A 9,714-nucleotide genomic window follows, 5' to 3' on the forward strand; every position below is an offset into this window, starting at 1 on the left:
TTATGCCAATGCCTCCGCGGCGGATTGAATCACGCCTTCCTTCTTACGGCGCAGGCGCGAGATTTCCCACCGCATGCCGACCGCAGCCAGCAGGTAAAGCGTCGCAACAGCCACAGGCAGAATGTCGAACCGCCCCTCAGGCAGCATGAACCAGATGGCCGAAACGACCGCGGCGCGCACGAAACCATGGGCAATCGTCACCCGGCTGCCATAGGCCCAGCCGATCACCGGCCAGTGCAGCGTCATGCCCAGCGCCAGGGTCAGCGGCGCGGCCGAGGGCGCGGCATAGAAGACCACCATGTGCAGCGGCCAGAGAAAATTGATCGCCGCCACGGCCATCAAGCCAGCCCCCGACAGCGGCGATTTCGCTTTCAGGAAGGGCGAGGCCAGCGGCTTCTGCAGCAGAACCCCGAGCGGAAAGATCGCACCGGAGAAGACAGCGGCCCAGAAGGCCCAGTCATTCGGCGAGAGATAATTCGAGGCAATGGCCAGGCCGATCCAGTAGATCGCGCCAGCAACCGGCAGGGCAATTCCGCCTCCGGCCGCAACGAAGTAGCGGTGTTTTTCTTCGCGCAATTGCGCCGCATCAAACAAGGGCATGTCAGATCTCCATCAAAGTGTTGATGGCAAACTGCCAGAGCCGGCTGGCCGGCATCAGAAACCGTGATCACCGATTGAAGATGACACCTGTCATGCGTGCGGCAGTCCGGCATCTTGGCGGGTGGGACGACCCGTGCTATCCGCTGCATGCAAATCGCATCTTTGACGACAGGGGTTGCAGACATGGCGACGGAACACGTTCGTGGCGAAATGGATATCGCGGACCACAAGGCCACTTTCGACGGCTTCATGGCCGTTTCGACCTGGGGCGGCCTGCTGACGGCCCTGACCGTTTTCCTTCTGACCCTGATCTTTGCGGTCGGCATGGACTGGATCGGTGCCCTGATCGGTACGACCGTGGTTGGCATCATTGCAGGCCTCGTCATGAAGATGTCGACGGCCTGGTATGTTACGCTGGGCGGACTTTTCGTGTTCACGCTGATCTGTGGCGGCATCGCCCAGCTGGCAGGAATGGCCCTCGCAGGCTAGATTTCCGGCACGTTTGGCGCACGCTATTCGGCTATAAATACTGCACTGCACAAAGATTTTGCTCATCAGGGCTTTTCCTGACGGGTGAATTCGAGCATCCTCCCGGCAAAACAGCCGAAACTTGGCGGGACGGACATGCGAATAGCAATTTTGAAAGAACGGCATGCGGGCGAGACCCGCGTGGCGGCCACGCCTGAGACGGTGAAGAAATTCATCGGGGCAGGCCATGAAGTCAGCATCGAAAAAGGCGCGGGAGTCGCTGCGGCGATCCCGGACGAGGCCTTCGCGGACGCCGGAGCCACGATCGGTACGGCGGCAGCGACGCTGAAAGGCGCCGACGCGCTGTTCGGCGTGCGCAGTCCGGACGAGGCCACACTGGCCAAGCTCAAGGGCGTGCTGCTGGTCTGCCATCTGGAACCCCATGGCAATACCGAAAAGGCGGACGCCCTGGCCAAGGCCGGGATCGACGCGCTCGCGATGGAATTCGTGCCGCGGATCACGCGCGCCCAGGCCATGGACGCCCTGTCCTCCCAGGCCAATCTCGCCGGATACCGCTCTGTCATCGAAGCCGCCGAACTCTATGGCCGCGCCTTCCCGATGATGATGACGGCCGCCGGCACGGTGGCCCCGGCCAAGACCTTCATCATGGGGGTCGGCGTTGCCGGCCTGCAGGCGATCGCCACGGCGCGCCGCCTCGGCGCCATCGTGACCGCCACGGATGTGCGTCCGGCGGTGAAGGAACAGGTCGCCTCGCTGGGTGCGAAATTCATCGCGGTCGAGGATGAAGAGTTCAAACAGGCCGAGACGGCCGGCGGGTATGCCAAGGAAATGTCCAAGGAATACCAGGCCAAACAGGCCGAGCTGGTTGCCAGCCACATCGCCAAACAGGATGTGGTGATCACCACCGCCCTGATCCCGGGCCGTCCGGCGCCGAAACTCGTCTCCAAGGCGATGGTGGAAAGCATGCGCCCCGGCTCGGTCATCATCGACCTGGCTGCACCCACGGGCGGCAATTGCGAACTGACCAAGGCTGACGAAATCGTCGACCACAAGGGCGTGAAGATTGCCGGCTTTGCCAATCTGGCCGGCCGCCTGGCTGCCGACAGTTCTGCACTCTACGCCAAAAACCTCGCCAATCTCCTGCCGCTTCTCGTCGATGAGGAGGGCAAGAAAGCCCCGCACTGGGATGATGAGATCATCCAGGGCATGGCGCTGACCAAAGCGGGTGAAGTGATTCACCCCAGCCTGACGAAACAGGAGGCCTGATCATGGAAGCCGTTGATCCCGTCATCTTCCGCCTGGCGATTTTCGTCCTGGCGGTCTTCGTCGGCTATTACGTCGTCTGGTCGGTCACCCCGGCCCTTCACACACCGCTCATGGCTGTGACCAATGCCATTTCCTCAGTCATCATTGTGGGCGCGCTGCTGGCCGCCACGGCGACGGCGGGTGGCGGCGGCGAGGCCGCTGCAGCAGCAGGATCCGAAGGCGGTGCCGGCTTCTCGCGCTTCCTCGGCTTCATTGCCATCATCCTGGCCAGCGTGAATATCTTCGGGGGCTTCCTGGTCACCCAGCGCATGCTCGCCATGTACAAGAAGAAGGAGCGCTAGCCATGTCGGCCAATCTCGCAGCCCTTCTCTATCTCGGCTCCGGCATTCTCTTCATCATGGCCCTGCGGGGTCTTTCCAGCCCGGAAACCGCCCGCCAGGGCAATTTCTACGGCATGGCCGGGATGGCGATCGCGATCGTCACCACCCTGTTCGCCGTGAACCTGGATTTCATGTCCATCCTGCTGATCATTGGCGGGGTCGCCATTGGCGGCGCAGCCGGTGCCGTGATTGCCAAGCGCATTCCGATGACGGCGATGCCGCAACTGGTGGCCGCCTTCCACTCGCTGGTCGGCATGGCCGCCGTTCTGGTGGCCGCAGCCGCACTCTATGCGCCGGAAGCCTTCCACATCGCCGGACCACTGGGCAATCTGAAGACCCTGTCCCTGCTGGAACTGTCCTTGGGCACGGCCATTGGTGCCATCACCTTCTCCGGATCGGTGATCGCCTTTGCCAAGCTAAACGGGAACATGTCCGGCGCGCCGATCCTGCTGCCGGCCCGTCACCTGATCAATATCGGTCTGGGTGTCTTCATCCTCGTCATGATGGCCTTCCTGATGGCCTCGGGCGGTGATGCGAAACTCGCCTTCTGGCTGATCACGATCACCGCCTTCATCGTTGGCGTCACCCTGATCATCCCGATCGGCGGAGCCGACATGCCGGTCGTCGTGTCGATGCTGAACTCCTATTCCGGCTGGGCCGCCGCTGCGCTGGGCTTCACGCTGGAAAACACGGCATTGCTGGTCACCGGCGCGCTGGTCGGTTCGTCCGGTGCAATCCTGTCCTACATCATGTGCAAGGGCATGAACCGCTCCTTCGTCTCCGTCATCCTGGGCGGGTTCGGCGAGACCGGTGATGCCGCGGCTGCCGCCGGCCCGCAGGGCACGGCCAAGCAGGGCTCTGCCGAGGATGCGGCCTTCGTCATGAAGAATGCCGGCAAGGTCATCATCGTGCCGGGCTATGGCATGGCCGTCGCCCAGGCGCAGCACGCGCTGAAGGAAATGGCCGACATCCTCAAGGAAGAAGGCGTGGACGTGGCCTATGCCATCCACCCGGTCGCCGGACGGATGCCGGGCCATATGAACGTCCTTCTGGCCGAAGCCCAGGTCCCCTATGACGAAGTGTTCGAACTGGAAGACATCAATTCCGACTTCGCCAATGCGGATGTGGCTTTCGTGATCGGCGCCAATGACGTGACCAACCCGGCCGCCGAGGATGATCCGTCCTCGCCGATCTATGGCATGCCGGTCCTGCAGGTCTGGAAAGCCCGCACCGTCTTCTTCGTGAAACGGTCGCTGGGGTCCGGCTATGCCGGCGTCGAAAACCCGCTCTTCTTCCGCGACAATACGATGATGTTGCTGGGCGATGCCAAGAAGATGGCGGAGAGCATCGTGAAATCCCTCGAATAGCCTCACGGGACATCACGTCTGAAGACAGGCCCGGCTCCCAGAGCCGGGCCTTTTTCATCTTGGGTTCAAGCTGGACCTGTCAGGATGCCTGTCATGATCATCGCCCTCGCCCTGCTGGCCACCGGCCCCATTGCCGAAGACTGCACCTTCAACGGCATTGCGCTGCAGGGTGAGGTCCAGATCGTGGAGAGTTTTGCAGACATCCGGGTCCAGGTCGTGACCAGCTTTCCCGACCTGAAGGTGAAGACCGTCAGCAGTTTCCCGGATAATTGCGGGGAGTGGGAATTCGTGGAGAGCTTCCCGGATTTCACCATCGAAATCGTCGACAGCTTCCCGGACATCAAGATCGCGTTCGTGGAGAGTTTTCCGGGCCTGCCCTGATCAGGCGGGCGTGGCGGTTCCGATATAGTCATACCCGGAGAAACGCGGCGAACCCGGCATGTATTCCGCTTCCATGTCCTGGATGGAAAACCCGCCGCCCGTGATCAGCCGGTCTATGGGACGTGCCAGATGGCAACCGCCCGCGATCCGCTTCCACACCGGCTCGATCCGGCGCTGCCAGCGTTCCACCCCGGGATCCGGCGCCAGACCATGTTCGCAGAACAGCAATTTGCCCTCAGGCTTGAGCACACGGCGCATCTCCCGCATGGCCTGTTCGGCTTCGGGGATCGAACACAGCGTATAGGTCAGCACAATCGTATCCACCGACGCGTCCGCCAGCGGCAGGGCTTCCCCGCCTGCATCCAGCAAGTCGTGTGGAATGGCTGTCTCGGCCAGTTTGGCCGCGGCCTTGCGGCGCATTCCCGCCGCCGGCTCAACACCGATCAGCCGTTCGACCCGGGCACTGTCGTAAAGCTCCAGATTGGCAGCGGCCCCCATGCCGATTTCCAGCACCTGCCCCCGCGCCTGCGGCACGACTTTGGCGCGCTGCTTCATGATCGCGCCACGCGAACAGACGCACCCGATCAGATCCGGCAAAATTCGATCGCTGTAAAAGCCCATGCTTCGTCTCCCTTTGACCGCGAGCTTAACGAACCTTGCAGCAAGGTCGAGCGAACACTGTTCAACTTCCGTTGACACGCTGCGCGCAGCGGGACACTCAACAACCCATGAGTGAGACGATTCCCGATATTGAGACTGTCCGCGCCCTCATGATGGAGGCCCGGCTCTTCCATCGATTGCGGGATTTCGACCCGCGCTGGGTCGGCTCCATTCCCCTGAATATTCACGGTCCGGACGCCGATATCGATATTGCCTGCACAGCAGCGGGCGGTCTTCCCGCCTTCAAGGCCCATCTGGAAGCCGAACTGGCGGACTTCGGGGCTGATGTGACGGAAAACATCCATGCTGGCGAAGCGTCGGTGATTGCGCGCATGACGCTGGACGGTATCCCGGTCGAAATCTTCGGTCGCACGCGTCCGGTGGAAGCCCATGAAAGCTATGTCCACTGGCTGGCAGAAGACCGGATCCTGCGTCTGGCCGAGGACCGTTTGCGCCGCGATATCCGCACGCTGAAACGGGGCGGACTGAAGACCGAGCCGGCCTTCGCGAAGGCTTTGGGCCTGGGCGGTGATCCCTATGTGGAAATGCTCAAGCTTGCCTCACCCGGGGACAAAGCCCTCGGCCGGATCATCCAGAGCGCCGGCTATGAGCTGAAAGCCGCCGACTAGCCGGGGCCCGGGTCCTCGCCCATGCGCAGCCAGCCGGTTATGGACAGGCGCGGCTGCTGGACTTTCTTGGCCACGGGCAGGACTTCATGCGGCTGGGGCACCTTGAACATGGACAACGTGTTCGGCCCCGGCACAAAGCGGTCGATCTCCTTGCCGGAGGCATCCATGAAGGACAGCGTGCCGCCCCATTCCCGCTTCCATTCCGGTGACAGGGTGAGGACATAGGCCGCGACCCGGTTCTTGCCCTCGACGCCATCGTCATGCGTGTTCAGGAAATGCCCGGTGCGATAGCGCGTCAGCTGGGCGTCCGCGAAACTGATCCGCGGCTCATCCAGCAGGGTGCGCATGGCGCCCAGGAAGACCTCGCCATTGAGCCATTCGAACAGATCCGCCAACAGAGGCACTTCCGGACGCAGCGTGCCGTTATGCCATTTGTCGTAAAGCGGATAGGTCTCGTAGAGATATTGGAAGCCGGCCTTGGCATCGCGCATGACCTGGCGTTCGAACTCGATGCGCTTGGCTGCGGGCAGATCGTACATGGCGGCCGCATCCAGATCGAGATGGCGCCCGCCCAAGCGCGTCACCAGAACCCAGCGCGGCACAGTGTCGACGGCGTCCAGCACACGGGCATAGTCCGCGTCATCCAGCAGACCCGGGATCTGGCAGCGCGTCTGCGTGGCCAGGGTCTCGTGCGCGGTGTCCAGATCGATCGCCGATCCCAGTTTGAACATGGCTATCCCCTCTTCGCCGCGCACTGTTTCACAGCCGCCCGGACGGGTTAAGTCTCCATTCTGTCACATGGACACTCAGGCGCAGGCGGAACAACGCGGCGCTGCCGGATCGATCTCCAACCGCTTCTCGCTGATCGCCTCGCCGCACTCCACGCACCAGCCATACTCACCCTCGTCCAGGCGCTGCAACGCCACGTCAATCCGGCGCAGCTCCTGGGCCCGGCGGGCATCAGCGGCTTTCGCCATGGCCTGGACCTGGAGCGAATCCTGTCGCGACAGCCGACCCACGGACTGCTGGTCCAGCTCGACCGGCTTGCGATCTTCCCGCGCGGCTTCAGACACGCTGATCAGCTCGTCCCGCAAGGCTTCAAGCCGGGCCCGGGCAGGGTTTTCATGCATCGGGAGACTTTCTCAATTCTGTCGGAATTCCAGCCTAGTCATGGCCCGGACGCACGGCAAACCCGGCGGGCGGGACAGTCTTCTGCGCAATACCGGTGGATCGCTGTCACGAGCCTGACTAGATTCGCCGTCCATAATGGGAGGGCCGAACATGCGCGAGACCATTCTCTCGCTCGACGGGGTATCCAAGACCTATGGCGGAAAGCCGGCGGTGCGGAATGTGAGCCTCAATGTCGAGCGGGGTCAGATCACCGGTTTCCTCGGCCCCAATGGTGCGGGCAAGACCACCAGCCTGCGCATGTCCCTGGGCATTCTTCAGCCCGACAGCGGCACGGTCAGCCTGTTTGGCGGACCGCCGCGTGCCCAGGCGCTGGACCGCGTCGGCTTCCTGCCGGAAGAGCGCGGCATCTATCGCAAGATGAAGGTGATCGATGTCATCATCTTCTTCGCCCGGCTGAAGGGCGTCGCCCCGAACACGGCCCGCCAGCGCGGCCTGGAGATGCTGGAGGAGTTCGGCCTCGCCGATGTCGCCCAGTCCAAGGTGAAAGAGCTGTCCAAGGGGATGGCCCAGAAGGTCCAGATCATCTCCACCCTGATCCACGAACCGGAATTCATCATCCTGGACGAGCCCTTCTCCGGTCTCGATCCGGTGAACCAATCGGCGCTGGAGCAAGTGGTGCGCAAACAGGCCGAGGCCGGCCGCACCATTCTCTTCTCCACCCATGTGATGGAACATGCCGAACGGCTCTGCGACAAGATCGTGCTGATCGCCAAGGGGCAGAAGGTCTTTGATGGCAGTGTGTCCGAAGCGCTGGCCCGCGTGCCGCGCCGGGTGACGATCGAGGTCGCCAGCGATCGCAGCATCTCCGATGTCCTGTCCGGTCTGGGCCGGCTGGACCGCACACCCTCCAAGGAGGGCATGGTCTGGACCATTGATCTCGCCCCGGAGGCCGATGCGCAGGATGTGCTGAAAGCCTGTGTCGAGGCGGATGTGAAACTGACCCGGTTCGAACCGGTGCGGGCGCATCTGCATGATGCCTTTGTCCACCTGGTCGGCCAGGGCACAGCCCAAACGGAAGCGGAGACGGTCTGATGCGCAATATCTATCTCATCGCCCGCCGCGAATTCCTCTCCTATGTCGCCACCTGGGGCTTCTGGCTCTCCCTCCTCTCCGTGCCCATGTTCATGGCGCTGGGCTTTGGCATGCCGATCCTGATCGAGAGCTCGCAGCCGACCCGCTATTACGTCCTCGTCGACGAAACGGGCGGCCGTCTGGAACAGGCCGTCTATGACCAGATGGACGCCACGCGGGCCGAACAGGCCGAGGAGCTCGAACGGGTCCGCGAGATGGCCGGCGACCTGCTGGGCGATAATCCGCAGGTTCAGGCTACGCTGGAGAGCTCGATGCAGCTCTCTGACGATGATTATATCCGCGTCAGCCCCGCTGAGACCTCGCTGGACGCGCTGCGGCCCTATCTGACCGGGAATGCCCAGCTGGAGACCTCGGACGGCCCACAGGACCTGTTTGCGGCGATCTATCTCTCCGAGCCCTCGCCGGGCCAGATCGAGATCGACTATTGGAGCGCCAATCTGACCGATAGCGGCCTGCGCTCCACAATCCGCAATGCGCTGCGCGACTACATGCAGCTGGAACACTTGGTGGGAGCCGGCGTGGATCCGGCCCTGATTGCCGAGGCGGATGACCTCCGCCCGACTGTCCGTGAGCTCAACCCGCAGCGCAGTGCGGAAACCGCGGAGGTCTCCGAGACCGAGCGCCTGCCGATCTTTGTTGGTGTCGCGACCGCCTTTGGCCTGTGGGTGGTGATCTTCTCCGTGGTGAACATGCTGCTCACCGCGATGATCGAGGAGAAGGGCAATAAGGTGCTGGAAATGATGCTGGCCTCGGCGCGGCATCATGAAATCCTGGTCGGCAAGCTGCTGGGTGTCGCTGCCGTGTCCTTCACCCTCCTCCTGTTCTGGGGCGGTCTGGCCTCCACGGGCGGATTTGCCATCCAGCAGATCATGGCGTCCGCCGACATTCCGGCGGCCGACATCATGGCCACCCTGTTCAGCCCGGCCCTGATCGGCCCGGCCATCGGCTATTTCATCATCGGCTATCTGATGTATGGCGCGATCTTCCTGGCGGTCGGCTCGCTGTGTGAGACGATCCAGGATGCCCAATCCCTGATGAGCCCGATCATGCTGGTCATGATGGTGCCGCTCTTCCTGGTGATGATGGCGATCGACGCGCCGGACAGCCCGATCGTGGCCGTGGCCAGCTGGGTCCCCCTGTGGACGCCCTTCATCATGCTGGTGCGCCTGCCCCAAGATATCGGCCTGATCGAAATTCTGGGCACGACGCTGGGCATGATCGCCATGGCCAGCCTGGTCATCTGGGGCGCCGGCCAGCTCTTCCGCATGGGCGCGCTCAACCAGGCCAACCAGGACACGGTCAAAGGCTGGTTCAAGATCGGGAAGACCAAGTCGATCGGGTAAGGTGGCTGCGGCCAGCAAGGCGAGCTGGGTGCAGAGTCCTCCTTCCCCTTGATGGGGAAGGTGCCGGGCGATTGCCCGGCGGAAGGGGTGAAAGCGCATAGCGCTTCCTCACTCTCTGAAAGTCACCCACTCCACCGCGCATGCGCGCGGTCCCCCTCGCCCATCTAGGGCGAGGACTTGGTGCCAAGCTGGGCATTGCAGACGATCCGGCGGGGTGTCTGGATTTGAAGAAAGTCGAGATGTCCCGCAGGACCGTCTGCAACCCGGTGAAGCGGATTAAGCGACGGTCCGGCCGGACCCGCCTCAGCGCCACCCT

Annotated in this window: 12 protein-coding genes; 8 read left to right on the forward strand and 4 right to left on the reverse strand. The window is 62.9% G+C overall.

Going from position 1 to position 9,714, the window contains the following annotated elements; genetic code table 11:
• Complete coding sequence (locus tag I0K07_RS12720; protein WP_203294000.1) at positions 1–600, reverse strand: DUF7010 family protein; 600 nt, start codon at positions 598–600, stop codon at positions 1–3.
• 183 nt (positions 601–783) lie between these two features.
• On the opposite strand from I0K07_RS12720, the gene I0K07_RS12725 reads away from it, so the two are divergent.
• From I0K07_RS12725 to I0K07_RS12745, 5 genes are all read left to right on the forward strand, one after another.
• On the forward strand, positions 784–1,089 hold the full coding sequence (locus I0K07_RS12725; RefSeq protein WP_203294002.1) for an aa3-type cytochrome c oxidase subunit IV: 306 nt from the start codon (positions 784–786) through the stop codon (positions 1,087–1,089).
• A 135-nt stretch (positions 1,090–1,224) separates the two neighbouring features.
• Positions 1,225–2,355, forward strand: a complete 1,131-nt coding sequence (locus I0K07_RS12730) for a Re/Si-specific NAD(P)(+) transhydrogenase subunit alpha (protein ID WP_203294004.1) — start codon at positions 1,225–1,227, stop codon at positions 2,353–2,355.
• Positions 2,356–2,357: 2 nt separating this feature from the next.
• Positions 2,358–2,696 (forward strand): proton-translocating transhydrogenase family protein, encoded by a 339-nt coding sequence (locus tag I0K07_RS12735; protein WP_203294006.1) that lies wholly within the window; start codon positions 2,358–2,360, stop codon positions 2,694–2,696.
• 2 nt (positions 2,697–2,698) lie between these two features.
• On the forward strand, positions 2,699–4,102 hold the full coding sequence (locus I0K07_RS12740) for an NAD(P)(+) transhydrogenase (Re/Si-specific) subunit beta (protein ID WP_203294008.1): 1,404 nt from the start codon (positions 2,699–2,701) through the stop codon (positions 4,100–4,102).
• Positions 4,103–4,195: 93 nt separating this feature from the next.
• Positions 4,196–4,483: a 7(1) septoil knot domain-containing protein gene (locus tag I0K07_RS12745; RefSeq protein WP_203294010.1), complete on the forward strand. Its 288-nt coding sequence runs from the start codon at positions 4,196–4,198 to the stop codon at positions 4,481–4,483.
• On the opposite strand, the gene I0K07_RS12750 is transcribed toward I0K07_RS12745, so the two are convergent.
• Positions 4,484–5,104: a class I SAM-dependent methyltransferase gene (locus I0K07_RS12750; protein ID WP_203294012.1), complete on the reverse strand. Its 621-nt coding sequence runs from the start codon at positions 5,102–5,104 to the stop codon at positions 4,484–4,486.
• A gap of 107 nt (positions 5,105–5,211) precedes the next feature.
• Between I0K07_RS12750 and I0K07_RS12755 the strand changes: the two genes are divergently transcribed.
• Positions 5,212–5,772, forward strand: coding sequence for a DUF4269 domain-containing protein (locus I0K07_RS12755; protein WP_203294014.1), 561 nt, complete (start codon positions 5,212–5,214; stop codon positions 5,770–5,772).
• Here the strand turns inward: I0K07_RS12755 and I0K07_RS12760 are convergent.
• A complete protein-coding gene (locus tag I0K07_RS12760; protein ID WP_203294016.1) occupies positions 5,769–6,503 on the reverse strand; it encodes a 2OG-Fe(II) oxygenase in 735 nt (244 codons plus the stop codon). The two genes, I0K07_RS12755 and I0K07_RS12760, sit on opposite strands and share 4 nt — an antisense overlap.
• A gap of 75 nt (positions 6,504–6,578) precedes the next feature.
• A complete protein-coding gene (locus I0K07_RS12765; protein ID WP_203294018.1) occupies positions 6,579–6,902 on the reverse strand; it encodes a TraR/DksA family transcriptional regulator in 324 nt (107 codons plus the stop codon).
• Between the two features lie 151 nt (positions 6,903–7,053).
• Between I0K07_RS12765 and I0K07_RS12770 the strand changes: the two genes are divergently transcribed.
• Both I0K07_RS12770 and I0K07_RS12775 read left to right on the forward strand, forming a co-directional pair.
• Positions 7,054–7,995, forward strand: coding sequence for an ABC transporter ATP-binding protein (locus I0K07_RS12770; protein WP_203294020.1), 942 nt, complete (start codon positions 7,054–7,056; stop codon positions 7,993–7,995).
• Positions 7,995–9,398, forward strand: a complete 1,404-nt coding sequence (locus I0K07_RS12775; protein WP_203294022.1) for an ABC transporter permease — start codon at positions 7,995–7,997, stop codon at positions 9,396–9,398. The genes I0K07_RS12770 and I0K07_RS12775 overlap by 1 nt, the downstream gene beginning before the upstream one ends.
• Positions 9,399–9,714: the final 316 nt, after the last annotated feature.

It is taken from the genome of Maricaulis parjimensis (genome assembly GCF_016817355.1).
Taxonomy (GTDB): Bacteria; Pseudomonadota; Alphaproteobacteria; order Caulobacterales; family Maricaulaceae; genus Maricaulis; species Maricaulis parjimensis.

What these genes read in the sequence shown, in the direction of transcription:
- I0K07_RS12720 (WP_203294000.1), bottom strand. Translation starts at nt 600, where the DNA reads ATGCCCTTGTTTGATGCGGCGCAATTGCGCGAAGAAAAACACCGCTAC.
- I0K07_RS12725 (WP_203294002.1), top strand. Translation starts at nt 784, where the DNA reads ATGGCGACGGAACACGTTCGTGGCGAAATGGATATCGCGGACCACAAG.
- I0K07_RS12730 (WP_203294004.1), top strand. Translation starts at nt 1,225, where the DNA reads ATGCGAATAGCAATTTTGAAAGAACGGCATGCGGGCGAGACCCGCGTG.
- I0K07_RS12735 (WP_203294006.1), top strand. Translation starts at nt 2,358, where the DNA reads ATGGAAGCCGTTGATCCCGTCATCTTCCGCCTGGCGATTTTCGTCCTG.
- I0K07_RS12740 (WP_203294008.1), top strand. Translation starts at nt 2,699, where the DNA reads ATGTCGGCCAATCTCGCAGCCCTTCTCTATCTCGGCTCCGGCATTCTC.
- I0K07_RS12745 (WP_203294010.1), top strand. Translation starts at nt 4,196, where the DNA reads ATGATCATCGCCCTCGCCCTGCTGGCCACCGGCCCCATTGCCGAAGAC.
- I0K07_RS12750 (WP_203294012.1), bottom strand. Translation starts at nt 5,104, where the DNA reads ATGGGCTTTTACAGCGATCGAATTTTGCCGGATCTGATCGGGTGCGTC.
- I0K07_RS12755 (WP_203294014.1), top strand. Translation starts at nt 5,212, where the DNA reads ATGAGTGAGACGATTCCCGATATTGAGACTGTCCGCGCCCTCATGATG.
- I0K07_RS12760 (WP_203294016.1), bottom strand. Translation starts at nt 6,503, where the DNA reads ATGTTCAAACTGGGATCGGCGATCGATCTGGACACCGCGCACGAGACC.
- I0K07_RS12765 (WP_203294018.1), bottom strand. Translation starts at nt 6,902, where the DNA reads ATGCATGAAAACCCTGCCCGGGCCCGGCTTGAAGCCTTGCGGGACGAG.
- I0K07_RS12770 (WP_203294020.1), top strand. Translation starts at nt 7,054, where the DNA reads ATGCGCGAGACCATTCTCTCGCTCGACGGGGTATCCAAGACCTATGGC.
- I0K07_RS12775 (WP_203294022.1), top strand. Translation starts at nt 7,995, where the DNA reads ATGCGCAATATCTATCTCATCGCCCGCCGCGAATTCCTCTCCTATGTC.